General features: G+C 54.5%; 31 protein-coding genes and 4 pseudogenes. 18 read left to right on the top strand and 17 right to left on the bottom strand.

The genetic code is table 11. The features are described from left to right. The first annotated feature begins 104 nt into the window (after positions 1 to 104). Positions 105 to 432: pseudogene (locus OSW16_RS18075) on the top strand (hypothetical protein). 113 nt (positions 433 to 545) lie between these two features. On the opposite strand, the gene OSW16_RS18070 reads toward OSW16_RS18075, so the two are convergent. The 3 genes and pseudogenes from OSW16_RS18070 to OSW16_RS18060 form a co-directional block, all read right to left on the bottom strand. Continuing rightward, positions 546 to 929, bottom strand: a complete 384-nt coding sequence (locus OSW16_RS18070) for an NUDIX domain-containing protein (protein ID WP_104886473.1) — start codon at positions 927 to 929, stop codon at positions 546 to 548. A 228-nt stretch (positions 930 to 1,157) separates the two neighbouring features. Next, entirely contained in the window at positions 1,158 to 1,385 is a 228-nt protein-coding gene (locus OSW16_RS18065) for a hypothetical protein (protein WP_104886472.1), read from the bottom strand. Positions 1,386 to 1,417: 32 nt separating this feature from the next. Continuing rightward, positions 1,418 to 1,871, bottom strand: a pseudogene (locus OSW16_RS18060) (response regulator). A 221-nt stretch (positions 1,872 to 2,092) separates the two neighbouring features. Between OSW16_RS18060 and OSW16_RS18055 the strand changes: the two are divergent. Both OSW16_RS18055 and OSW16_RS18050 read left to right on the top strand, forming a co-directional pair. After that, on the top strand, positions 2,093 to 2,527 hold the full coding sequence (locus OSW16_RS18055) for an NUDIX domain-containing protein (RefSeq protein WP_104886471.1): 435 nt from the start codon (positions 2,093 to 2,095) through the stop codon (positions 2,525 to 2,527). Positions 2,528 to 2,584: 57 nt separating this feature from the next. Continuing rightward, positions 2,585 to 2,857: a PepSY domain-containing protein gene (locus OSW16_RS18050; protein ID WP_054902847.1), complete on the top strand. Its 273-nt coding sequence runs from the start codon at positions 2,585 to 2,587 to the stop codon at positions 2,855 to 2,857. Between the two features lie 186 nt (positions 2,858 to 3,043). On the opposite strand, the gene OSW16_RS18045 is transcribed toward OSW16_RS18050, so the two are convergent. Next, positions 3,044 to 4,150, bottom strand: a complete 1,107-nt coding sequence (locus OSW16_RS18045) for a sensor histidine kinase (protein WP_256599991.1) — start codon at positions 4,148 to 4,150, stop codon at positions 3,044 to 3,046. 219 nt (positions 4,151 to 4,369) lie between these two features. Between OSW16_RS18045 and OSW16_RS18040 the strand changes: the two are divergent. Continuing rightward, positions 4,370 to 4,752, top strand: a pseudogene (locus OSW16_RS18040) (IS3 family transposase); the annotation flags it as partial. A 113-nt stretch (positions 4,753 to 4,865) separates the two neighbouring features. On the opposite strand, the gene OSW16_RS18035 reads toward OSW16_RS18040, so the two are convergent. Both OSW16_RS18035 and OSW16_RS18030 read right to left on the bottom strand, forming a co-directional pair. Beyond that, positions 4,866 to 5,204, bottom strand: a complete 339-nt coding sequence (locus tag OSW16_RS18035; protein WP_267817341.1) for a hypothetical protein — start codon at positions 5,202 to 5,204, stop codon at positions 4,866 to 4,868. Between the two features lie 289 nt (positions 5,205 to 5,493). Continuing rightward, on the bottom strand, positions 5,494 to 5,730 hold the full coding sequence (locus tag OSW16_RS18030; RefSeq protein ID WP_104886468.1) for a hypothetical protein: 237 nt from the start codon (positions 5,728 to 5,730) through the stop codon (positions 5,494 to 5,496). A gap of 406 nt (positions 5,731 to 6,136) precedes the next feature. Here OSW16_RS18030 and OSW16_RS18020 point away from each other — a divergent pair, with 406 nt between their 5' ends. Continuing rightward, a complete protein-coding gene (locus tag OSW16_RS18020) occupies positions 6,137 to 6,529 on the top strand; it encodes an NUDIX domain-containing protein (RefSeq protein ID WP_104886467.1) in 393 nt (130 codons plus the stop codon). Between the two features lie 153 nt (positions 6,530 to 6,682). Next, positions 6,683 to 6,973, top strand: coding sequence for a hypothetical protein (locus tag OSW16_RS18015; protein WP_104886466.1), 291 nt, complete (start codon positions 6,683 to 6,685; stop codon positions 6,971 to 6,973). Positions 6,974 to 7,298: 325 nt separating this feature from the next. On the opposite strand, the pseudogene OSW16_RS18010 reads toward OSW16_RS18015, so the two are convergent. The 5 genes and pseudogenes from OSW16_RS18010 to OSW16_RS17990 all read right to left on the bottom strand — a co-directional run. Further along, a pseudogene (locus tag OSW16_RS18010) lies at positions 7,299 to 7,490 on the bottom strand (general stress protein); the annotation flags it as partial. A 674-nt stretch (positions 7,491 to 8,164) separates the two neighbouring features. Beyond that, positions 8,165 to 8,959, bottom strand: a complete 795-nt coding sequence (locus tag OSW16_RS18005; protein WP_104886463.1) for an OBAP family protein — start codon at positions 8,957 to 8,959, stop codon at positions 8,165 to 8,167. A gap of 336 nt (positions 8,960 to 9,295) precedes the next feature. Further along, positions 9,296 to 10,075 carry a hypothetical protein gene (locus tag OSW16_RS18000; RefSeq protein WP_104886462.1) on the bottom strand — a complete coding sequence of 260 codons (780 nt, stop codon included), beginning with the start codon at positions 10,073 to 10,075 and terminating at the stop codon, positions 9,296 to 9,298. A 29-nt stretch (positions 10,076 to 10,104) separates the two neighbouring features. Beyond that, positions 10,105 to 10,797, bottom strand: a complete 693-nt coding sequence (locus tag OSW16_RS17995) for a hypothetical protein (protein WP_196996696.1) — start codon at positions 10,795 to 10,797, stop codon at positions 10,105 to 10,107. Between the two features lie 447 nt (positions 10,798 to 11,244). Beyond that, a complete protein-coding gene (locus OSW16_RS17990) occupies positions 11,245 to 11,937 on the bottom strand; it encodes a DUF421 domain-containing protein (protein WP_196996695.1) in 693 nt (230 codons plus the stop codon). 292 nt (positions 11,938 to 12,229) lie between these two features. Between OSW16_RS17990 and OSW16_RS17985 the strand changes: the two genes are divergently transcribed. Together OSW16_RS17985 and OSW16_RS17980 are read left to right on the top strand one after the other, a co-directional pair. Then, entirely contained in the window at positions 12,230 to 12,598 is a 369-nt protein-coding gene (locus OSW16_RS17985) for a histone-like nucleoid-structuring protein, MvaT/MvaU family (RefSeq protein WP_267817331.1), read from the top strand. Between the two features lie 321 nt (positions 12,599 to 12,919). Further along, positions 12,920 to 12,988 (top strand): hypothetical protein, encoded by a 69-nt coding sequence (locus OSW16_RS17980; RefSeq protein ID WP_345956201.1) that lies wholly within the window; start codon positions 12,920 to 12,922, stop codon positions 12,986 to 12,988. A 108-nt stretch (positions 12,989 to 13,096) separates the two neighbouring features. On the opposite strand, the gene OSW16_RS17975 is transcribed toward OSW16_RS17980, so the two are convergent. Genes OSW16_RS17975 through OSW16_RS17965 form a run of 3 tightly spaced genes read right to left on the bottom strand, consistent with a single transcriptional unit; the run spans position 13,097 to position 16,088 of the window. Continuing rightward, entirely contained in the window at positions 13,097 to 13,735 is a 639-nt protein-coding gene (locus tag OSW16_RS17975) for an RraA family protein (RefSeq protein WP_196173069.1), read from the bottom strand. Between the two features lie 27 nt (positions 13,736 to 13,762). Beyond that, positions 13,763 to 14,737, bottom strand: coding sequence for a hydroxyacid dehydrogenase (locus tag OSW16_RS17970; protein WP_012051543.1), 975 nt, complete (start codon positions 14,735 to 14,737; stop codon positions 13,763 to 13,765). A 10-nt stretch (positions 14,738 to 14,747) separates the two neighbouring features. Beyond that, the gene (locus tag OSW16_RS17965) at positions 14,748 to 16,088 is read right to left on the bottom strand and encodes an MFS transporter (protein WP_196173071.1); all 1,341 of its coding nucleotides are present in this window, start codon (positions 16,086 to 16,088) and stop codon (positions 14,748 to 14,750) included. Between the two features lie 169 nt (positions 16,089 to 16,257). Here OSW16_RS17965 and OSW16_RS17960 point away from each other — a divergent pair, with 169 nt between their 5' ends. The 3 genes from OSW16_RS17960 to OSW16_RS17950 all read left to right on the top strand — a co-directional run bounded on the left by OSW16_RS17960 (position 16,258) and on the right by OSW16_RS17950 (position 19,102). Beyond that, positions 16,258 to 17,796 (top strand): IclR family transcriptional regulator domain-containing protein, encoded by a 1,539-nt coding sequence (locus tag OSW16_RS17960; RefSeq protein WP_196173073.1) that lies wholly within the window; start codon positions 16,258 to 16,260, stop codon positions 17,794 to 17,796. Next, entirely contained in the window at positions 17,789 to 18,088 is a 300-nt protein-coding gene (locus OSW16_RS17955; protein ID WP_267817327.1) for a hypothetical protein, read from the top strand. The genes OSW16_RS17960 and OSW16_RS17955 overlap by 8 nt, the downstream gene beginning before the upstream one ends. Positions 18,089 to 18,310: 222 nt before the next feature. Further along, positions 18,311 to 19,102, top strand: a complete 792-nt coding sequence (locus OSW16_RS17950; RefSeq protein ID WP_196173076.1) for a DUF4365 domain-containing protein — start codon at positions 18,311 to 18,313, stop codon at positions 19,100 to 19,102. Between the two features lies 1 nt (position 19,103). On the opposite strand, the gene OSW16_RS17945 is transcribed toward OSW16_RS17950, so the two are convergent. After that, positions 19,104 to 19,352, bottom strand: coding sequence for a hypothetical protein (locus OSW16_RS17945; RefSeq protein ID WP_196173078.1), 249 nt, complete (start codon positions 19,350 to 19,352; stop codon positions 19,104 to 19,106). Positions 19,353 to 19,562: 210 nt separating this feature from the next. Between OSW16_RS17945 and OSW16_RS17940 the strand changes: the two genes are divergently transcribed. Continuing rightward, a complete protein-coding gene (locus OSW16_RS17940; protein WP_196173080.1) occupies positions 19,563 to 19,853 on the top strand; it encodes a hypothetical protein in 291 nt (96 codons plus the stop codon). Between the two features lie 196 nt (positions 19,854 to 20,049). On the opposite strand, the gene OSW16_RS17935 is transcribed toward OSW16_RS17940, so the two are convergent. After that, positions 20,050 to 20,283, bottom strand: coding sequence for a hypothetical protein (locus OSW16_RS17935; RefSeq protein WP_003256721.1), 234 nt, complete (start codon positions 20,281 to 20,283; stop codon positions 20,050 to 20,052). Positions 20,284 to 20,559: 276 nt separating this feature from the next. Here OSW16_RS17935 and OSW16_RS17930 point away from each other — a divergent pair, with 276 nt between their 5' ends. The 3 genes from OSW16_RS17930 (at position 20,560) to OSW16_RS17920 (ending at position 21,451) form a co-directional block, all read left to right on the top strand. Further along, the gene (locus tag OSW16_RS17930) at positions 20,560 to 20,790 is read left to right on the top strand and encodes a hypothetical protein (RefSeq protein WP_136912798.1); all 231 of its coding nucleotides are present in this window, start codon (positions 20,560 to 20,562) and stop codon (positions 20,788 to 20,790) included. A gap of 62 nt (positions 20,791 to 20,852) precedes the next feature. Then, a complete protein-coding gene (locus OSW16_RS17925) occupies positions 20,853 to 21,062 on the top strand; it encodes a hypothetical protein (protein WP_136912799.1) in 210 nt (69 codons plus the stop codon). 86 nt (positions 21,063 to 21,148) lie between these two features. Continuing rightward, a complete protein-coding gene (locus tag OSW16_RS17920; protein WP_104445305.1) occupies positions 21,149 to 21,451 on the top strand; it encodes a nucleotidyltransferase family protein in 303 nt (100 codons plus the stop codon). Here the strand turns inward: OSW16_RS17920 and OSW16_RS17915 are convergent. Further along, positions 21,441 to 21,890 carry a 3'-5' exoribonuclease gene (locus tag OSW16_RS17915; protein ID WP_267817316.1) on the bottom strand — a complete coding sequence of 150 codons (450 nt, stop codon included), beginning with the start codon at positions 21,888 to 21,890 and terminating at the stop codon, positions 21,441 to 21,443. The two genes, OSW16_RS17920 and OSW16_RS17915, sit on opposite strands and share 11 nt — an antisense overlap. A 17-nt stretch (positions 21,891 to 21,907) precedes the next feature. Between OSW16_RS17915 and OSW16_RS17910 the strand changes: the two genes are divergently transcribed. Genes OSW16_RS17910 through OSW16_RS17900 form a run of 3 tightly spaced genes read left to right on the top strand, consistent with a single transcriptional unit; the run spans position 21,908 to position 22,896 of the window. After that, the gene (locus tag OSW16_RS17910; RefSeq protein WP_104444415.1) at positions 21,908 to 22,273 is read left to right on the top strand and encodes a hypothetical protein; all 366 of its coding nucleotides are present in this window, start codon (positions 21,908 to 21,910) and stop codon (positions 22,271 to 22,273) included. A gap of 27 nt (positions 22,274 to 22,300) precedes the next feature. Next, positions 22,301 to 22,690 (top strand): hypothetical protein, encoded by a 390-nt coding sequence (locus OSW16_RS17905; RefSeq protein ID WP_267817312.1) that lies wholly within the window; start codon positions 22,301 to 22,303, stop codon positions 22,688 to 22,690. 17 nt (positions 22,691 to 22,707) lie between these two features. Next, positions 22,708 to 22,896, top strand: a complete 189-nt coding sequence (locus OSW16_RS17900; RefSeq protein ID WP_267824033.1) for a hypothetical protein — start codon at positions 22,708 to 22,710, stop codon at positions 22,894 to 22,896. Positions 22,897 to 22,980: the final 84 nt, after the last annotated feature.

Raw genomic sequence — 22,980 nt, 5'->3', positions numbered from 1 at the left:
AATCGGTGGCCATCCATCATAATCGGCTGTTCGCAAGGGCTAGCTGAGAGAATCCCAAGCTCGGGGGCTCCAACCGTTCCGCTTTAAAGCTAAAGGGGGCTGGCATGCGAATACGTGGTGATGTCTTCTGGAAGTGGGCTGCCCCCGCGCTTGCCCACCGCAGTTATGATGAAACGCTGGACGACGGAACCGCTATAGAAGTCCAGACGAGGTTGTCACGAACCGGAGCCACCCAGGTTTTTCTCGGGGTTTATGCCGCGAGTGGAATGCCCCTTCACGAAGAGGCATTTGCTGCCATGCCGGGCGAATCGATGAATCGTGCGCTGGCTTGGGGGGATTGGACGGGCCAAAAGCATTGCCAATGAGCCAGAAAGGAAAGCCATTAAGCGACCGCCATCCAGTACGATGGGGGAGTTGGCGAAGCCCAGATAAAGCCAGAAAATTTCTCCTCGTACCGATACTTTTCTTGGGACGGGCAAGTTTTCTGATCGATACTCATCAGTGCTGCTGCCCATCGAACAATCAAGCTCCTTGGCTGATTCACGCTATTCGTCAGCGGTGATTATTCCTTCTCGTCTTAGCAGTTCTACGTTTGTTGGCTTGACTGAGGTTTTGGTGATCTCCTCGATTGAGAACCAGCGACACTCCACTATCTCGTGCGAAGGTCGAGGCATCACGCTGGCCGGAACGGCCATTCGGTACAGCCAGTGCTCTTCCGCTTGGAGCACGTGATGCCCCAAAACCTGAGCGTCAGTCAGTTCTAGGCACGTTTCTTCCTGTAGCTCACGACGTGCTGCTTCAAGCTGCGTTTCGCCAGGATCGATTTTGCCGCCAGGGAGTGACCACTGAGGTGCCTCCTTGCGTACAAGCAATACCTTTCCTGCCTGCAGGCAGATGACGGTGGAATGAAGCTCTCTCGACTGATTCATCAGTTGTCCTCCCTTTGACGGAGGGCCGTCATGTTGAAGCGGAGTTCACTTCATGTGTCGAAAGGTGTCCCAGACACCGGCACAGCTTTTCATGAGGAGGCCGTTGACCTTCGCCCGGAAGAGAAAAAAGCGCGCCCCCTGGCATTGGGGAGCAAGACGTCTTGCAACCGAGCGTCACCACCCTCACCAACAGACAAATTAAGCGAATTCCCGTGGCTGGCTGGTTCGTCACTCGTCCACGGCTTGATGAGTCCAGGCGGCATAAGCCGCCTTGAGGGCCGGAGGCAGGTGAAGCAAATCGGGTTTCGATCCGCCCGACCTCTTCACCCACTCAGTCAGCCAGGCAATGACCAAAGTGCGAGTGACAGGGCTGGGCCCAACCTGGCGCTCCAGTTCGGCAGCAACCTGATCCAGAAAAGCAATCTCAGCGTCCAGCCGGGCTATCGGATCAGTCATTATATTGTCTCCTTCCCGTTGTCGTTATTGGGTCAACTGATCCCGACTCGTATTGAGCCGGGGGGAGGCTCGTTTAGGTGCGCCCAAAAACTGCTCAGGCCTGAAACCGATGATACGAACTGCTTAAACTCGAGCGGTTTGACGACGTAAGCATTCACCCCTAACCCAATATGCTTTCTCGACATCGCATTCCATCTTTGAACCCGTCAACATCGCAACGGGAATGGTGCGTAGCTCATCGATTGATCGTATGACCTCCAGGACTTCCAGGCCGTTCACCTTGGGCAATTTAAGGTCAAGGAGCACCACTGCAGGGTTGCCTTCAGGGCGAGAGGCAAAGGCGTTCCGCCGCAGAAGATAATCCAAGGCCTCCTCACCATCTCGTGCTACTACGACCTCATTCGCAAGTTTACTGCGCTCCAGTGAAACGAGTATCAACTCCAGGTCGAAGCTACTGTCTTCGACTAGAAGTATGGGTTTCAGCATTAGCGCTACCACATTAGAAAAGCGGGCACTATAGTGGCCCTGGGGAATTGCATAGGTTGACAGGCAGGCCAGAGGCCTCATGACCTACGCTGCAGCATCCTGCCAGCGGTGGGCTGTGCTCCATTGCGCCCCTGAACTACTTTTCGAGCGTAGAGGTCATCAGCATATGGAAGCCCACCCCAGCGTTCAGGATGTCGCCCATACTCTAGGTGCGATCCCTCATGAGCGTCACCAAGCATCACCCGCTCAGAGCCAAGGCCACGATCATCTGCTCACGAAATGACAAGATTCTGCTTGTCCGCAGGAAGGGTTCTAAATGGAAGTTTCCAAGCGGCGTGCTTGCGACCGGTGAGGCGCCAATCGTTGCCGCTGCTCGCGAGCTTTGGAAGGCTCTGGCGCTTCATTGCTCAGGCTTGAACCCTGTGGGCACCGTCGAGGTAGGCAACGTTCTCCACCACATTTTTACGACTGACGTACCAGACGGTCGCTGCGTCGCGCTTGGCAGAGGCATCGTCGCCTGTAAGTGGATTTGTTGGGAGGACTTGAGCTCAAGCATGCTGAAGCCCACAGCCGCTGCTTTGCTTTCACGAGATCTGAAGGAGCTCGTTCACCATGATGGGCGCCCGGAATCAGTGTCGGCTTTCAACACAAACTGAACGTCAAGATCAGCGTTCGGGTCAGATCGTTAACTGTCATGGAAAAGGATGTTAGCGATGAAAGCGATGACTCGAGTGTTCACTGGCCTGGCATTAGTTGGTGCTATGGGGGCTACTTCGGCATGGGCTGATACGCCCGGTGCTGATTGGAAGGTGAACAAGGATCAGGCTGAGGCCACCTTGAAAGGCGCAGGCTACACCCAGATTACCAAGATCGAAGCCGACGATGGTCACTGGGAAGGCGAGGGTATCAAGGCTGATGGCAAGCAATACGAATTCCAGGTTGATCCGCATGACGGCAAGATTATCAAAGACGAATTGGATAACTGATCAGGGCGGGTCTTGCTCTCTGAGCGGCCCGTGCCCAAAGCGCGGGCTTTTTTCGTTAGTCACCAAAATAGATTTTCTGCGCCAGTCTCCCGGCAGCGCAGGCAAGCGACGGCTTTCGACCCAGCTAACCTTAAGGTTTCTCTCCAAAGTCAAAGAGCAAGCTTGCGCTTGTTAAAGTGGAAGGGCTTATGTCGTTGGCTGTCTCGGAAAACTCACCCTAAAAGTCGTACCTTGCTCAGGACTAGATACAACATGAATGGTGCCGGCATGGCTGGCTGTGATTTCCTTGGCTATGAACAAACCTAGCCCTAAACCTTGGCTCTGCTCACCGTCAGCACGACTTGCGCGTGTTAAGCGTGCTTCAGGATCAAATAGGTAAGTGATCTGCTCGGCAGAGATTGGTTTTCCCCAGTTATGTACCTCAATTACGGCCATGTTCTCAACGCAGGTTGCACCTACTCGGATTGGCCGCTCAACATCCCCGTGTCGTATGGCATTTACCATCAGATTAGATATCACCTGGCTCATGCGTAGCGGATCGACGCTCGCCGGCAGTGCATCGGTACGTTCAAAAACGACGTTAATCTGTGGATGGGCGAAGCAGACCTCTTGTACCACCCTGGCACACAACGACGTCAGATCGATATCCTGACGTTGCACCGTGATGCCCAGGCCCAGGTTGCATCTGGCGAGATCCAGCAGATCGTTCACCAACTGATTGGCGCGGTCGGCACTGGTGTCGATCTGCACCGCCAAGCTCTGTTCACGCTCTCCCCACTGCTTCGCTTTGGTAAGCAACGCCGCTCCCATCTTAATTGCCGTTAGCGGTGATCGAAGATCGTGACCCAGTACCCCCAGCACCATTTTGCGCGTGGTATCGACAGCCTTGCCATAGGAAGCGATGGACTCGACGAGCGCCTGATCGATAGCTTCGTTGAAACGGATGATTTCGGATACTCGATCCGCTTGATCGGGTGATGCTCCCTGTGAAAGCCAAAGTCTGAGCACGCTGGATCTGAGGGCTCTATATTCGGACACCATCTGATCGAGGGTGAATCCATCCAGAAAGCGAAGTGCAGCATGTGTCTCAGCAGCGCTTTCTCCCACAACAGATGGGCCTAAGCCCTGAGATTTGTCGATCTCTTGCTGCAAGCTTTGCGGCGTATCCATATCGCGAGCCACGGCCTGAAGGATGAAGGCGGCATGACTTCTTAAGCCTTTGTCACTGAGCGCTTCGCGATGTAATTCAACGGTACGAGCAAAGTCCTCCCAAGCCTGGAGGATGGTGTCCATGTGCTGAATGATGAATGTCGATAACCGCATGCAGGCTGTTCTCCGTCCCAATTGCGTATCTTATTCGTTAAGGCTGACTAAGCGTAGCACCCGGGCATTTGGTACGTGATTCCCAGTGCGGAAGTCAGAGAGGCCTTTCGGACAGCAAGGCGGAGGTGTTGCTGCTTGACCTGAGCCAGCGGGGCGAGATCATCGGTGACCTGTTCGCGGCAGCACAGGCTGCGCCACTGGGTGAATCAATTCCAGTTAGAGCGTGGCGGTGCTACGCCAGCGAGCAAGGCGCTGACCCCCGAGCAGCAGAAGATCCAAGAGTTGTAAGCTCGGATCAACCGGCTGGAGCGGGAGAAATCGATTTTAAAAAAGGCTACTGCGCTCTTGATGGCCGAGGGAACACGAGCGCTCGCGTTGATTGATCAGCTCCGCCGCGAGGAGCCTGTCGAATTACTCTGCTCGATGTTTGAAGTCACTCGCTCGTGTTACTACGCGCATTGCCATAAACGGCGATCTCCGGACGTTGCGCGATGGCACTGCGCGTTCGGGTTAACGAGCTATTTACACAGAGTCGTAGTGCCGCAGGTAGTCGAGCCATCATATGCATGATGCGCGGAGGCCAATTAGAATGGTGTGACCAGGTCGCTTAGTCCTAGCAATTTATCTTGATGAGCTAAGTAGTTCGTGCTCCTGCGAAAATGATTTGGCGTTACTTGTCAGGTTGTTAATAGTGCAGCCCATTCATAAGTGATTCGATCTCTTGCTTGATTGATCTTAATTGGGCGTGCAGTTGTGCGAGGCTGCTGGCAATTCTGCTGAGTTGCTCGTCATTATATTGACCATCAATGTCTGCGATGTCCCACCAGCTGGAACTATCAGAGCGCTCACAGGGGGCTGCTGAGATACTTATCAATTTCATCATCACCTGAAAGGAAGGGTGGCCTTTGATTATGCAGAACTCATTGAGGGATTTTCCTGAATTCCAAAATTCTCTTATAAGTTTTACACGCTCATCGTCGCTGTATTGATTCGCCTGCTCGGCGATAAGCCGCTTGGTGGGCATGTGGAGCCTCCGGTGCTGCCGGATGAGATTGGTGAGCCAAAAACGGCTCATGCTTAGTGTGCTAGACGATCCAATGGAGTAAAGCTGCCGCCAAGCCCACGCCTATCAGTGATCCAGTGAGAATAAGGAGACACTCTAGTAGTGACGTATGATTGTCCATATTAGCTGCGCCTCCGAAAATTCATAGGCCATGCAAATGAATACAAAGGCAGCTGCGATTGAGATGGCGCCATAATAAATGTAGGTCTTGTCTGTGGGCGGAGTCATGAAGGCAATCTCCTCTTGCAATCTATTCCGTCCGCATTACTGGAAATTGCTCGGACGGGTTTCGCGATTCTGAGATCATCTTCTCGCACGCTGCCAGGGCTAGCGATTTACTAGAGAAATTCCGTTTTATTCTAATTTTTTCCTGATTGTCGTAGATATCAAAACCTCCCGAGCTTGTAGCAGCGTAAAACCGATTTCCAACCTGGAATGATTCGTTTTCTATAGGAACCGCTGGAACGATAACGAATCTTGGTTGCATTTTGCCATCCCCCTCCTTTGGAGACGTAAGTAATAGCTAGGTTCATGACTGCACGCAAGGAAATTGATGTGTTGATTTTTCGAGGGTTTGGTGAATCGAATACCTACTCTAATTTCCCTTCTCGAATGATATTGACTTGTGTATCAATCTTATCGTTATTGCAAATTGTTAGCACTACGGTACTGTCTTAGTTCTCCCGGGGCAAAACCGCCTCGGTGAAAATCAACAAGGCCGACGGCACCATCGAAGAAGAGCTTACCTATCCAAGCTCTGCGCACCAGAGGTGAACCGAGGGCTAATGCGTCGATGAGATTGAACGAGTCGCCCCATGGAAACGTCTTCAGGGAAGAAGCCCATGCTCTGAGTCGCGAGATGGTGGGTATAGATTGACGATTCGAGTGTGTGCATGCGGGACAAACGAAAATGCAGAAGTAAATCCAGGGCAACGATAATCTGTCTGCGAAGCGGCAAGGTACTGCTTGTTCGGAAAAAAGGCGGCAAATGGAATTTTCCGGGTGGTTCGATTGAGCCTGGTGAGACCCCTCATAGTGCTGCAGCAAGAGAGCTACGTGAGGAGACATCCATTGAAGGGCATGGCCTACTTTCTTTGTGCTCGATCAGGGTGGGTTCAGTCGTGCATCACATCTTCATCACCCGATTCCACGAAACTGAGAAGCCTGTGGCCGACCATGAAATAGTCGCGTGTAAATGGGTGCTTCGTGAAAAGCTCACGCCTGACTTGCTGAATTCCGCTGCAGCCGGCCTCTTGGCAACCCAGTTGCCTGCTCTGACCGCCTGACCACAGCTGTAAACTTGTACAAGGAAATTTTCTTGTATCGAAAATTGCGCCGATTGTCTGATAATTCGCGGTGCTACCGCCTGAGTCATTGAACTGCCTCCTTGCTTTGCTATGGTCAGATTTCCGTATAAGACTAAAGTCGTAGGAGGGCGCATGCGTATTCGAGGTGAGGTTTTTTGGGATTGGGCGGATCCAGTGCTTCATCATCGGACTCATGACGAGACGCTGGACGACGGCACCACGATTGATGTTCAGGTCAGGCTCTCGCGCACCGGTCAGACGCAAATGTTCATCGGTGTGTACGCTGGCTGTGGAATGGCATTGCATGAAGAAGCCTTCGATTCCCGCCCCGGCGAATCTATGACTCGAGCTCTGGCTTGGGGTGTTGGTAGAGCCAGACGTCTGGCTACAGATCAACGGCCAGCAGCGAAGCAGGTGGCCTAGACACTACGTATTTCAAGGTTGGTCGTTGAGCGGGATGCTGACGGCCAACTGCTCAACGCAAACTGCTCCATCTAACATCCGGTCGGGTGAAGAACCAGGGCTATCCATAGCCCTGGATAGTTGCTCAGCGGTTTTCTTCCGTCATCCCGCTGTCTTCATCCTGAATAGCTTGCGACCCTTCATCCATGCTTTGCTCCCGGTCAGCTTTACTGCCGGTGGTATGTCCTCCCTGGCCACCACGTTGGGTTGCGCCACCGGCACGCTGAGGATCATCTTCCTGAAGCTCACTGCCGCTACCTTGCCCTGTTTGTTGATCCTCAGATCTTCCCCCGGACATTTGACCGCCTTTTTGGCCGGCTTCCGAGGCCCGCTGAGGATCATTGGCAAAATTGCCGCCCGAGGCTTGGCCGCCTTTATGACCGGCCTCCGAAGCCTTCTCATGGTCGTTGGCAAAATTACCAGGATTGTTTTGTGCGGTGCCGCCTTGCTGACCTGTCTTGTCTTGATCGTTCGCCATGATCTCGCACCTCGTGTGTTCACACAGAGAGCCTGTGTGTTCTGTTGAGATGCTTGGCGAATTCGGGACGCGCCCTTTACTTTGGTATTAGCTGACCGGCTGCGCGAAAGATCGTGAAGCGCAACGTATCGTGTAATAAAGGTTGCGACATAGCTTGGCACGCTGTTCGCAATCGGAGCGCGGCTATCCGGCTTTCAAGAGAGATAGGCGCTGCCGGATGTCGGCGATGAGCCTTCTACTTTCTGCCTCCATCAGATCACCGTAATTGGCAATGGCGGCACATCCTCGGCACGTGAGGATGGCCTTCTTGTTTAACCGCTGTGGTCGTACAAGGTCTTGCCCACCGCATTTGAGACATCTCAAGGTGACGCTCACAGTTTTCCTCTCCATGGATGTTGATCAGGATCCTTCCCTCGCCGTGCTGATCACTAAACACGATGCGGTACATGGAGTGTCGCGGTGTGCTGATCGTTCACTTTGAGACAAGGACTAGGCCGGGCGTTTGAGTGACGGCAACTAGCAAGCGGAGCGCGTAGCCCATGGATGGGCGGAGGCGTGAGGATGGAAGCCCGGTAGGGCCGTGACCCTGGCATCGCCAGGGCGCGGTACACGACAGCCGCTTCCCCGAAAGGGGGCACGCCCGAGGCCCCATCCACACAAAGCTGATGCAGGGGCTAATGGCTGGATCGGCTATTTGTAGTGGGTGGTGTAGCTGTTGAAGAGCGATGTACATGGGCACCGGTTGGATCGGTGATTTGAATGACGTTACCGTGCTGCCAGCCATCAGCCTGGGGATCAGCATCAGGAATACGAATGTCAGCCCGTTCAGCTTTGGTTTTCACAGCATCCACACCCAGGCGCCGATTGCGCTGTTCGACCATCGCCGTGTCAGCCTGCCCATCTGCGGTAAAACCCATCATCAACTGCGGCACACCTACAGGCAGCGCTTTATCCTGATCGGTGTGCCAGGTGTGCCATGTCTTCCCATAAGTATGCGCCAGTCGCTCCATAAGAGCATGCTCAGCAGGTGCTGGAATGCCTGGTGCAATCAGCTGCCCAGAGGAGACCTCATAGCCATGGCTATGCCACATTGCCTTCTCCTTGGGTGGTAATCCGGCAAAAAGCTTCTCGTCGATGATGTATTCGACGCCCATGATCTTCGCGCCCTTGGTATTGCCGTCGAAGATCACACACTGGATGACATCCTCATTCAGGATGGAGCAGTAATGGTGAGCTTCCATCTGCACGCCCGGATGTCCGTTATAAAAATGAAAGCCATCCAGGTAGGCGTTGATAGCGTCGATGGGCGGCTTGGATTGCAGCGTCGCAGCGCCGGCCTCCAGCAACTGGGTTTTAGCAGACTCGGGCCTGCCTGGTGTCTCCACAGGAGACTTCGTTTCGGTAGCGGAGCAAGCCCACAGCAGAGTGCAGGCGAGGGGAAGGGTTATCGTTTGGAATAGCTGTCGCATGAGAAAGGCTCTGGCTGGTGTCCTTAGAGGACAGCCACGGCCAAGGAAGCGGGTAGACAAACGGACGAGTGGCTCGAGTCGATGACGACTTACGGGCAAAAGAAAACCCGCTGCTAGGCGGGCAAGGGCGCTTCTATCACACGTAGGGATAAATCATCACGCGCTTGCTCGATTGATACAGCGCAAAACGAGCACAGAAAAAAGCGGCTACTGAAGACCGGAGCCGCTGTACTGCTTAGCAGTAAGCTGGAAAAGCCCAGCAAGAGAGAGGGGGGAATTACCGCCCCACCCCAGGCGGTGACTAAGATCTAAAGCACGTGAACCCCCACCTTGCTATTAAAAACGCTCCAGCCTCGGGAGCTTTGCCAGCTTGTCCAATATCTTGGATTTGGCGCTGTCCAACACTGTCGGATTGGTTTGAGTCGACAGCTCATCTCGGGATTTTCTGCCGAGGAAATAGCTGATGCGCTCTGCGTTAGCGCCAGATGGGTGGGGAAGCCCATCAAGAATTTGTTCGGCTTTCAGCAGGCCTTTGGCCTGCAAATGCTGGAAGACCTCCGCCACCTTCGGCCCGAGCGGTACGTACAAACATTGCGGGCCCAAGACTCTGATCTCTTCCGCCAAGTGGGTTTCAACCTGGCGCCGCAAGCTGGAGCGACTGAGCATGGCTGGGCTGCCGCTGTAGTTCTGACCGTCTACAAAAACTGGATAGCGTAACGCCGAGGTGTAGTGCACCAGATGACGGTGCGTATCGAAGAGTCGAGCGCAGCTGTCGATGCCAAGCAGCGTGTGAACACCTACGTGATCAAGCATGTTGACCAGGTTGTTTCGCATAGGCCCAGCAAAGCTGGCGGTTGCTTTGGCAGCTTCCCTGGCCTGCTCGATGGAGGCGCCCTGGCGAAGTTGTTTGCATGCCTCATCTAGGGCGCGGCTGGCTTGTTGCAGCCCTGGGGTGATGCCGCATAGCACGATACGGGCGCCGGTATTGATGTGGTCGAAGGGTGCATAGAATGTATGCAGGTTGCCCTCAGATGTTAGCAACAGCTCCTCCGGCAGGTTGTTGGTAAAGTCGTAGGAAGTGGCGGAGAGCAGGGTGCTGAATTGTTCGAGGCTCATGATCGTGTCCTATGGTAATTGGCAGCGTATTAGTCAGCGCGGGTGGCGATGAAGCCCCGGCGTCCTTTCAGCCAGCGCAACGCCTCGTTCGAGTCGACCACCGTCTGATTCTGTTCTTTACGTGTTTGAAGCTGGTCAGCTGCGGTGGGTTGAGCCGCATTGCGTACTGCTCGCTCGGTCATTTGCCCCAACACTGCAATTTCCTTGAGGGTCAGATATCCGCTTTGATCTTCCCCCGACAAGAACATGGGTAGCGCGTCGTCATCTTTAAATGCCGGGTGGGTATCGAGGTCTAGGCGTGCTCGAATCAGAGCGTGGAACAGAATTTTTTCGAGCCCCCTGGGTAAAGTCATTTCACGGCCGCGAACGCTTGGCGAGAAGACTTCGATGTCGGGTCTAGCAGACAGCACAAGCGTGGCCAAACGTCCCCAGCTGTCGTTCATTCGGTCTTGCTGTGCACCATTCGTGGCGAGTTTCAGCCGACCGTTGATTGCGTAGTCGTAGCAGTCTCGAGCTGCCGCCTGAACAGGAATCTCACCTTGGTAAATCTGATCGAGAGTCGCCAGGCTGGTGGGGTCGATTTGGCCATGAAATTTGATCAGTGAGGCACCCAGCGAACCCCAATAGACGTCGTGCGATTCCTGGAGAATCTCGTCCAGATCGAGCTTCTCTTCAGGTGAGACAAAGTTTTTTTCGAACTGGTTACGCCAATAGGTGCTCATCGTGTGCTCCGCCTGCTTGGAAGGTGTAGGCAGAGATTAAAAAGAAAATAGTACATCGTCAATGATTAATTTGTGACATTCAGCATGATTTTTGTTGCTCAGGCCAAGCCGTGGCGTTCCGATCTCTGCGCACACTTGCGGCGCATTCAGTAACACGACAGTCTGTCCCACACTGAATTGGATTAGCCACTGGTGTGGAAGTACGAGGCTCTGAAAGGTGCCCATGTACGGCGGGCTGGGACTATCCATTGAGGTGAGCAGTAGCTCGGGGCAGGGGCTAGACGGAGCAATTTGCGGGCAAAAGAAAGCCCGCTGGGGGCGGGCAAGGGAGCTTCTATCACACGTAGGGATAACTAACGTTCCCACATCGCATGTGAAAAGGACGTGAATAAACCCGTCAGTGAAGACGGTGCCTGTCCAACCCCCGCGCTATTAAGTGGATTTGGTCTAGCGGTTGCGCACGGTATCCAATGCAGGTGACCAGACGTTATGTCCGCAGCGTTCACACACGACTGAGTCTTGAGGTTCATGGAAGGTAGGGAAGCCGCAGCTGACGCAACAATGTAAGCCCGCGTTCGGCGGTGCCAGGTATTCTGGACGATGTTCGACCGGGAGCACCGACAGCCCTGGCCGGGTGTCATCTGGCCCATAGAAATACAGGCTGATATCGCCATCGGTTTCCAATAGGCCGAGCCGAACCTGGCCGAGATGCTCCACGCCTTGTTGGCGCAGTTCCATGAAGAGCTCGTTGGACGAGATGTTCAAATTCCGCAGCGAATGGATCTCGTACATCCCGTCCTTTACGACCGTGATGGGCAACCCATCGATCCAGGCCTCGCAGGTTCTGCTGCGCCTCATCATGTAGACGGTTCCGCGATAGAGCAGCAAAAGCGTGAGGAAAACCAAGGCGACCGGGAGGAGGGGGACATCTTCGTAAAAGGTCACATCGCCTGCGGCTGAGCCCAAGGTGAGGATCACCACGAGCTCGAATCGGGAAAGCTGCCTGATTCCGCGTCGACCACTGAATTTCAGAAAGAAAAACACGGCTAGAAAAGCCGCTGAAACGCGGAGGGCGACCTCCAAGAGAAAGGTCAGCGGGAACTCGCCAATGAGCATCCTTTGCAGATCAAATGAAACCATTCGCTGAATCCCATCTGTTGCTATCTCCTGTTACAGATTGACCGGCAATTCTCGGTCTTGGTTCATGCGCTGGTGTCAGTGAGACAAGTGTTCATGCTCGGCGGGAGCGAAGCAGATATCTCATCGCGCTGGCAGGCTCAGCTATTCGCATTGCTAATTCAGGCGTGTTTATTTGAACGTCACTGCTTAGAAATTGAACAAGAATGGCAGTGCATACTCAAAATTTAAGTAGGGCGAGCTGGAAATAGTTTATAGTGACCCACTAATTTGATCCGGTATTCGAGGAAGCACTATGTCCCGTCTGGCAGAGTTCCGTCAGCTTGAGCAAAAATTGGCCGCACAACTGGCCGAACTAGAAGCAATGAAAGGCTCCTCCGAGCTGAAAGCGGAGATCGAATTTGAGACCAAACTGCGCGATCTTTTGAGCAAATACGGGTACAGCCTGCGTGACATCATCAACATCCTGGATCCCCAGGCTAGCCGTCGCGCCGCCGCTCCTGCTGTTGCAGAGAAAGCCCCACGTCGTGCCCGCCAGGTAAAGCAGTACAAGAATCCGCACAACGGCGAAATCATCGAGACCAAGGGTGGCAACCACAAGCTGCTGAAGGAATGGAAAGCCGAATACGGCTCCGATGTGGTGGAAGGCTGGCTCGCCCAGTAACACGCTCCACTGATGGTTTGCTAAAGCCCCCTGATGGGGGCTTTTTCTATGGTGATGCAGTCAGGTGTTATCAGGTGGGTTATCAGTGAAAAGAGAGCAGAATGAAGGGGTTACTGAATCATCTTCGGCGGTGAGATCATCGATCAAAAGGCGCAGGCGGAATACGGACGTCTCTGGGCACCCATCGCTGAGAAGTACGATGCGAAGTTCAAGGCGCTGGATGATGGAGCTTTGGTCTGAGCCTTGAACACTAAGCGTCTGCTGATCGTCGAGTTCGCCAGTCTGTAGCAGGCCAAAGCCTGCTACCACGCCCCGGCTTATGTGGAGGCCATAGAATTTGCCACCAAAGCGTCTCGGCGTGAGCTGATCATTCTCGAAGGTGAGCTTTAGTCATCGCGCAGAGCCGCGCTAGCGATAGGTTCAGAGGGGTAGGTAGAGGCCACTCGGCATGTACATGTCGAGGCGTGGGAGGCCACTACCTACAAGGGTAGCGTGCGTTTAGCGCACGCTTGCCCGTACTTTCTCGCGGAAGCTGTTTTCGTAGCCGTCCTGGAGTTTCACCTTCTCAGCTAGCGTCGGCAGCAGGCTGCGAGCAATCACGATGATGCCGTCGCGGTCACCGATAATGGCATCGCCTGGGTAGCAAACGACATTGCCGCAGGCGACTGGAACACCTACCTGGCCTGGGCCCCATTTCGAGGGGCCGGCTGGGTTCACTGCACGGGCGTAGATAGGCAGCCCTATGCTGTCGAGCTCTTCAATGTCACGTACAGCGCCATCAATGACGACCGCTGCAACCTGCTTGGCTAGGCAAATCTCACCGAGCAGATCTCCGAACACAGAGCGGTTCACTTCACTGTTGCCGTTGATGACCAGCACATCTCCTGGCTGGGCTTCGTCCAGCGCACGGTGGATAGCGAGGTTGTCACCCTCGCGAGTGTTCAGCGGCAAGATGGTGCCGAAGAACGTAGGCTTGCCAGCGGTGTGGCGAATTGCCGAAGCCATCATGCCCATGCGATGGAGCACGTCGCCGATGAGTGCCACTGGGTAGTGCGAGATCTCCTCGATCAACGCCAGGTCAGCTCGCTCCCAGGTGGCGTTAACACTGATCGACTCATCGGACACATTGATGAACATTGGATACCTCCAGTTTCGTAAATAGGCTTAGCTGAACGACTTCGGCGCAGGCTGGTTGACCGGGTGGGCAGGTGCTTGGCCCTTGAGCACGGCGGCAATCGCCTCCAGTGCGCTCATGCCAACGCGCAACAGCGACTCATCGGTCTGGCCGGCGACATGGGCAGTGACGATCAGGTTGGGCGTGTTCGCGATATCTGGCGTGTCATGGTCGAATGGCTTGATCATGTCGATGTTCTCGGCGGCCAAGACGTCGGCACCTGCACCCGCCAGCTTTCCGCTCTTCAGTGCGTCGACCAGTGCTTGCTCGTCCACAACACCGCCACGGCTGGTGTTGATCAGCATTGCGCCATCTTTCATCTTGGCGAACTCAGGTACGCCGATCAGGTTGCGAGTGGTTTCCAGCAGCGGGACATGAAGACTGACGACATCCGCCGTGGACAGAAGGGTGTCAAAGTCCACCCAACGGCTGTCCGAGCTCGGGTCGATGGCCGGGTCGGTAAAGATCACTTTCATACCGAAAGCTTCAGCTACAGGTGCAACGCTGGAGCCAATGTTGCCGAACCCCACCAGGCCCAATGTACGTCCTTCGAGCTCGATGCCAGTCAGCGAGAGGCGGTCTTCTGCCCAGACCCGGTTGCGGGTTTGCTCAGATGCCAGCGGCAGCTTGCGACACAGCGATAAGAGCAGCGCGAAGACATGCTCGATCACGCTGCGCTGGTTTGCACCAGGAGTGTTCGTGACCCAGACGCCGTGGTCGGCGGCTGCTTTGTAGTCGACGTTGTCATAGCCGGCACCATGGCGAGCAACAATTCGCAGCTTCGGCGAGGCTGCGATCATTTCGGCGCTGATGTGGCCACCACGCAGAAACACGGCATCAACCTGATTTCGGATTTCTTCATACGCAACGGCATTTGGGCCGTAGCCGAGACGAACCTCTCCGAGATCCGAAAGGCGAGAGAGGATTGTTTCGTGAATGGGGCTGGTGACGTAAATGAGAGACATGCTGTTGTACTCAGGCGAATTGATGTTTTTTGTCGTCGGCGGCAGCTTGGTTGCGGACAGTCCACAACACGATCAGGCCGAGAATACCGGCACAGCTCAGGATGAAAGCGGGTGCCGTTTGGTTACCGGTCGCGCCGATTAGCCAAGTGGCCATGAAAGGCCCAATGCCGCCGCCGATAACGGCACCAACGCTGTGGCCAAACGCGACGCCGGTATGGCGAACGTGGGTAGGGAAGAACTCAGGCATGACCGAGTAGGTGCCGGCCAGGCACAGCGCGTAAGGGATCATTCCCAGGGCCAGTCCAACCATAGCCATGCTGACCTGGCCTTGCTGCATGAGGAGGAACGATGGGACGGAAAGAACTGCGTAGCCGAGGTAGGCCAGGCGCAGCACGGCTTTGCTGCCGATGATCGAGCCAAGGTGACCTGCCAGCGGGATCATCAGGGCTGCGAAGCTGACTGCTACCAGAACGATGGTGGAGGCTTGACCCTTCGAGTAGCCCAAGATTGAGCTGAAGTACGCGGCAATGAAGACAGTGCCGATGTAGGTGCCGATGTTCTGCACCAGGGAGATCATCATGACCTTGGTGAGCGGGCGCATGTAATCACGCACGAGCTCAGCGAAAGGTGCGCTGTGTTCTTTGTTCGCGTCGGTTTCTTTCGATTCGAATTCCGGGCTGTCTTCGATCCCAAGGCGCATCCACAGGCCAATGATGCCGAGCGGCAGAGCCAGCAGGAAAGGAATACGCCAACCCCAATCAGCCATCTGCGGGTCGGTCAGCCATGCAGCTGCAAGACCGGCGATGGCTGCGGCGAGCCCTTTACCGAACTGTGCAATCGACGGCAGGAAGGAAATGTACAGCGAGCGACGATTGGCTGGAGCCCACTCACGGATGTAGCTGGCCGCGCCGCCGATTTCACCGCCAGCAGAGAAGCCCTGCAGCATGCGAAGTGCAACGAGGAGAATAGGGGCCCAGACGCCGATTTGCGCGTAGCCAGGCAACAGGCCGATGAGTGTCGCGGCAGCCCCCATCAGGGTGATGCTCGCAATCAGGCTTGCTCGACGTCCTACCTTGTCCCCGAGCCAGCCGAACGCTACTGCGCCAATCGGGCGGACAAGAAATGCCGAGCCGAAGACCAGGAAGGTGTTGAGCAACCCTGTTGTCGGATCGTCCGAAGGAAAGAAGACCAGAGCAAGGGTGGCAGCAAGGTATCCGTAGATGCTGAAGTCGTAATACTCAACGAACGTACCAAAGACGGCTGCCGCAGTGGCCTTCTTGGCTTTCGTCTTACGTTCGATTCCAGGCTCAGGCATGGCGACGGACTCCGTCAACGTATTGTTGTTATTCATAGGTCACTCCACTTTGTGGATCACGTCCATTGTTAAAAAATGGGACAGTGTCCTGTTTTGTTTTTTGAAGAATCCTCGCGTTCAGCCTGGTTGTCAACAGGCGGCGATTGCTCTGCAGCGCTAAACCGGCACAAAATGGGGCCTTCCCGATGCTCAGCAAGTCGATTAAATGCCTAACGCGCCCACTGAAAATGCGGCTCCCAAAGCCCCCGCAGCTACGTCCAGTCACGGTCGATTGATTGAAGTGCTGGATGCTCTGGTCAGACGAGCGGATGGTGAAGCGTGGGGCGTCAGAGAGCTGGCTAGTGACCTAGGTGAAAGCCGGAGCACCATCAATCGCATCTTGGTGGCTTTGGTTGACCGAGATTTTGCGGTTGAGGATGGGGTCGGAAAGTATCGAGTGGGGCCTCGCTTCAGGGTGCTAATGCACGCTTTAAATCATCGCAGTCGTCTGTTGGAGAGAGCTCGGCATCTCCTCGACGGCCTGGCGGAGGGTGCAAAGCAGGCGGCATTGTTGTCGGTGTATGCGCCGCATTTGAATGGTTACTACGTCCTGCACTGTGGCGAGGCCCCGGCCACTTTGTTCTTCAGGCCCAAGAGCGGAAATCCTTTCCCCTTGGAGTTCGGAGACATCGGCAGAGCGTTCAGTGAGTACCTTCGACAGCATCCCTCTTCAGATGAAATCTCACCTGGTCAATCATCGATTGAACCGCCGCAGGGCATTTCCGAGACCGAGTTTCCCCCAGCTGTTTCGATGGTGGTGAGGCAATTGGCTCCGGGGTTGCTGATCTTGGTGTCGCTTCACGATCTTGGGAGTATTGATGCCAAGGTTCGGGACTCTGCCCGGGCCACCCTCAATGAGATAGCCGACCGGCTATCACAGGAATTTGGGGTGTCTGACAGCTTCGGTCGTGAGGTTATCAACGATGGCGACAGTTCTATCGTCGCCCGGCTAGAGGGGCTGCTGCAGTTGGCCTGCGCAGAGCCAAATGGTTACAGGTGCAGATTGGGCATGGCTGCTCAGTTGCAATGCAATGCGGCAACTGCCAAGAAAATCATTGGTTCTGCCACTCTGGAACGCCTGATACACATTGATGGACAGGTGATCTATCCAGGTGCCCGTCTGTACCAATGGGCTGCGCTGCTGAGCAATGAAACCTACTCTCCGGTGAAACTCTGCAAGGCCATCGTTGACGCTCTCGTGAAGGAAACGGGAGAGACAATTGCGTACCTCTCGTTTGACGGGGCTACTTCCAAAGCCCAGTTCCTTGAGGTTATTCAAGGTTGGCGGCCTATCCATTACAAGCTGGAAACTGGGGTAGATGTCCCGCTGCATGCGGGGGGCGCAGGCAAAGCTGTGCTAGCCCATTTGCCGGCAGATTTTGCCGATGGTTTGAAGCTTGAGAGGTTCACCGAGGCAACCATAACTTCCCATTCCAAGCTCCGAGCTGATCTTCAGTCAATCAGGGATCGAGGATGGTCGGTGGGTGACGGAGAACGGGTTCTCGGCGCCTTTGGTATCGGCGTTCCGTTCTTCATCGATGGGCAGGTTGCCGGCTCAATCTCTGCGACGATACCGCAGTACCGGAAGGAAGACTGTGACGTTCCGTCCTTGGTTGAAAACATGAAGCTGGCCTCTAGACGCATAGGTCATCTGCTTTCTCTAGGTGAAACTGGTGGGATTGCACACGGAAGCGGAGATGATTGAGGTGTCTAAAAGTAGTGTGATAAAACATGTAGGAAAGAGTATTGGGGTGGTAGCTCTCGCTATCGCAAGTGCTTTCTTCGCCGCATACTGCCGCAAAGCCTTTGGTGGAGTGATCTTTGCACTCTCATTTGTTTTGGTGGTCGCGGCGAGTATACCAATGGTCATGTTCTTTAATTTTTTTTCAGATCCTGATTCAAAACGTAGCCCCAAGACTAACATCATGGATGAGCCTGAGATTCACAATATTTTCAACGATAGTCTCAATATGTTTCATAGGGATAAAGATGATTAGAGTTGAGTTGGGTTAAATAGAGGGTGTCAATTAAGAGATTCAGGTTTTGTTAAAGGCTGGAAATGCCAATGTGAGCTTGATGTCATTGAGTCTGGCGTTTAGAGGTGGCACCCAAATTTAGACTTCGTGACTCTCTGCTAAGCATTTCCAAAATATCTCGTTTACCAGTTAATTTTCGGCTGGTATTGAGCTTGTCGGATCATCGAGCATCAAGGTCACGTAATGTCCTTAGAAATGCCAAAACGCACGATCTCCCATCGAGTAGGCAGCCAAGGTGAAGTATTAGTTGAAAATGCTTTTGCTGATAAAGGCTGGCTTTATCGAAGGCTGGAGAAAGATAAAGACTACGGAATAGACGGAGAGGTTGAGATTTTCGATGCTGATGGGAGTGCAACGGGGATAATTTTCAAGGTTCAGATCAAAAGCTCACGAAAGCACTCGCCTAACATTAGGTTGAAGCGAAGTACAAAAAACTATCTTTCAGTCTGTCCACTACCTGTAATTCTGATTTCTGTTGAGGTATCTACAGGTTCAATTCGTTTCGCTTCAATTGATCAGGGGCGGATTGCGGCGAATGGAGCGGGTTATAGCGATTTTCAAGAGTTGGATGATGAAGCGTTCGGCGAATTGGAGGATATTGCTGCTGAACACTGTGCAGGGTGCTTGTCGGTGCGTGATTATACGCTCTACAACGCTCCCGCTCAGCTCATTAGGTGTTTAGATCTGTTATTGAATTTCGGCGGCGATGTAGATTCCATGACGAAGTGGCTAAGGTTTTTTGCCCCCGACGATGTACTGGCTTCATCATATGGTTACGCAGCTTTCCTCAAGGAGCAGATGGACTATGACAAAAACTTGTTGCCGAAACTCCGCGCCTGGGTATTAGAGTTTTTTCCTGAGGAACAACAAAGAATCGACCATGCGATGGAAGCCTATGCACGAGGTGAGTTGGTTGGAAGGCGAGCAGAGGTTTATGCTGTTATGCAAAGCCCGATATTTTCAAATTTAGGCTGAGTTAATAGGGTCTGCGTGCAGCGTATTTTTCGATAATGCCATTAACGGCATTGTTCAGATTGGTTTGGGAGATTTTTTCACAAAGGATTTTGCTGGCCATCCTAGCTGCTACAGGATGCAATCTGATTGCGGATATCAGGTTGTAAAGAGTCATTGCTGGAAGAGCATTGAATGCTTGGGTAAGCACCGGCAAATGCAACAGCTCTGGCTCTTCACCTCTAAAGCAGGCTTCCAAAATATGGGTACTCATCCATCGACCTCCTTTGCGCACGCACATTCTCAGGCTAGCAGAATACAGAGTGGGAGGGAAATCTGTCGGTACTGGTCAGCATGCGTCTTCACGCTAGCTTGCGTTCTGCCGGTTATCTGAATGATGAGAGCCAATCTCCTGGAGGGTTGAAACGTCATCATCCCGCGCTATGGTTGATGGACTATAAGACTAAAGTCGTAGGAGGGCGGCATGCGTATACGCGGTGAAGTTTTTTGGGCTTGGGCCGATCCTGTGCTTCATCACCGGAGCCATGGCGAGGAGCTGGATGACGGCACCTCGATTGATGTCCAGGTGAGGCTTTCCCGAACGGGCCAGACACAGATGTTCATCGGCATGTATGCGGGCTGTGGCATGGCTCTTCACGAAGAAGCTTTTGACTCTCGACCAGGTGAGTCGATGACCCGAGCTCTGGCCTGGGGTGTGGGGCGTGCAAGACGACTCGCGACCGATCAGCGGCCTGCTGTGCAGCAGGTGGCATAGACGTCAAAATCAGCACTCTGGTGGTCGCTGTGCACAGATGCCAGCGATCACGCATTATTGGGCCGCCCGCGATGAGGGTAGTTGCGGGCAAAAGAAAGCCCGCTGCTAGGCGGGCAAGGGAGCTTCTATCACACGTAGGGATAGCTAACGTTCCCACACCGCATGTGAAAAGGACGTGAATAGTATGGGGCGAGGGCTACCGCATATCGCTGGCGTGAACCCAGGCTGTGTAAGCCGAAACTAGGCTTTGTGGGATGCTCGGCAAACCCTGCTCAATTTCGTCCAACCTTGACGGACTACCTACCCAGTCGGTGAGCCAGATGATCAACCTCAACCGGGATGCGGGGTGGGGAGCTACCTGCTGCTCAAGCTCGTCCGCGAGACGGGCCAAACGTTCGATGCTGTCGTCGAGTTGAGTAATCTGATCCATGACTCCGCTCCTTGGGTAATGGCCCGAACATAACACGTTGAAATCGACGCCATCGTAGCGTGACAAATCTCGACCCTACATTTCCCCATTGCGGCGTAGCGTTGCGTCACCTGGAACAATCTTTTCATTTGGGCGAGGCATCGCCACTCTCAATGAAAACCTACCAGGTTCCAGAGACCGATCTATTCTCATCAGAGGCGCATTTCGTCCGCAGTACCTATGCAGCAGGATATTTTCCGAATACTGTATGTCCATACAGCTATAGGAAGTACCGCCATGACAGGCACCAATCTGCCCGTAATGTCGATCCAAGAGTGGCGGCAGCTGCTCAACGACACCGAGGCCCTGCTCCTCGCACCTAAGAAACATCACAGGGAGCTTCTGCATCACGCATATGCGCTACGTGATACGCATGCCGTAGACTCAGGAACCTTGGCTGACATGCTGGAGCTCGCCGACGAAGCATTGATGTACGCCCATTCCGTCCAGGCTGATCAGCATTGGTAGGCTAAACACAAGCCTTGATGGCATCGCGTCGTGTGGGATCGCTATGGCGAAAGGGAGGGATCATGAAAAGAGATCTGAGCAAGGTGCTCATGCCCGACCATCCGCTGTACACCGAGGCTGTGGAAGCGCTGAAGGTTTACCATCAGGCCCAGGCTGATGGAGTCGTGGGGATTGAGCTCGAGCGTCTGCGGTTGATGGCTGAGCATCGTTTTCAGGCTGTCACCGACTACCAGTTGCATGCTCTTGGCGGGCCCGCTGAAAAAGATCATTAACAGATGGCCTACCTGAGACTGATCTCCTGCAGCAAAGTGCAGAATTTGCCTTTTGCTCGCGGCTCAGCGGCAACTTGGAGAAAGGCATGAGGCCCACTGACGCGATACGGGGAAAGGAAGGGGACATCCGACGCCTGATCGAGACCTATGGCTTTATTGAGCCCAAACTCTTCGGCTCTGCCGCTCGAGGCGATGACCACGATGGGAGTGACCTCGATCTGCTCGCCACCATCCCTCCAGAAATGGCTGGCAAGATTTCCTTGTTCGACATCGCCGAGCTCGAGGATGAGCTCCAGGCCTTGGTGGGGGTGCCAGTCGACTTCCACGTCTGCAACAACATGCCCGAGCACCTCAGGCAATCCATTGAGCGTGAGATGGTTACGCTGTAGCTTTGAACATGCTTGCGATGATCCTGGCGTCCAACAGGGCATGGTGAGGCAGTTCGTCCCCATCGTTCGTCGCGGTCAGGGTCGTGGCATCAGTGGGGAAATTCCTGACGTTCTGGGGCCATTTCCCATCGTCATAGACGAGCTCGCAGAACAGCTCCCAGTCGTAGGCAGGTGCGTCAGTGACAATCTCGAGTTCTTCATCGTAGGTTGCCAGGAACCGCAGGAGCGCCGACCTGGCTTCGATGATTGGCATGGCGTACTCACCACCCCACAACTGCGGCAGTACGATCTCTTTCACGAAATCACTGCATTCTTCTTCTCGCCACGCGTCGATCACTTCCACGTAGAATTCCCTGCGATCTTGGCCAACCAGTGCCAGGGAGATCAGCTTCGCCTGCGCGTTGAGCTGAGTGAACTCACAATCGAGAAAGAGCATCATCTGTTGGAACCTCTGCAATGACTAGGGCCCGCCTGAAACTGTCCCAGGAAGGCTGCCTGTGGGAAATCGCCTTGGCGTATTTCGGCCCCGAAAAGCTGTTGGAAACGATTGTAGATCTGTGGGGCGGTGCGAGCCCTCCCACAAGGCCGACCGTCGAGCACCTGTCGACTGACACGCTACCCGCAGATGTCGTGAATATACTGAAAATTGCCCAGGTGCGAGTCGGGGCCCTCGTTCCAGATCGCGTGCCTGTACCAGGTGTTGTCACGTTGTACGCCCGGCACGCCAACGACCTCTCCGATGGGATCCTGGCAAGACTGCCGAGAGGCGAGCTCACCCGTACCTTGCGGGGATCGCAGTTAGAAGTCGAACTTGGCCTGTGACGTCCACCTGCGGCAGGGAGAAGTGATGTGACGATTGATCATCGGCTGCGGAGGCTGGAGATCGCGAGGCGCAGAGCGCTGTGGGCACTTGCCGATCTACAGCCTGGAGACGCTCGCGCTGAAAAGGTGCTGGCTGAGCTCGACGAGGTTGACCAGGGCCTGCGGGACATCGTGAGTGGTGATCAGCTCTCCGCCCAGGAGCTCGTCGATGTCGTCACCACGAAGCTCCACAGCGGCGTTCAAGTGCTCGTCGAGGACAGCATCCCCGAGCCATGGCTGCAGCGCTTTCAAGCTGCGAGTGTTGGATCAACCCGCCTGGCAGAAGGGCCCTATCTACGCGACTTCAAAAAGTTCGTGGAGGTGTGGCACCAGGAGCTGGAGCACCTGAGCGCCCATCGCAGTAAGAGGTCGCGGTGAAGAGGACGATCCTGGGCATGGCAGAGGCCGGCGAGCCGCTCTTGCAGCAGGCTCTCCAAGCCGTCCGTGCCCATCAAAAGGCTATAGATGAAGGGCGACCAGCCGAGGAGATCGAAAGACTCCGTCTTGAGGCTGATCACCTGTATCAAACCGTCATCGACTACCAGTTGCACAAGGCTGGCACGCTTGGGCAGTCAGTCCATTAGTGGATCGCAGTGGTCTTTGCGTTTGTTGGCAAATTTGCAAGCGGAGCGCGCCGGCCCGAAGGGCCAGAGGCGAGAGGATGGAAG

Origin of the sequence: Pseudomonas putida (genome assembly GCF_026625125.1) — a bacterium.
Classification (GTDB): domain Bacteria; phylum Pseudomonadota; class Gammaproteobacteria; order Pseudomonadales; family Pseudomonadaceae; genus Aquipseudomonas; species Aquipseudomonas putida_X.
The sequence above is the reverse complement of the archived record's forward strand: the minus strand, read 5'-3'. Positions and strand labels throughout refer to the sequence as shown.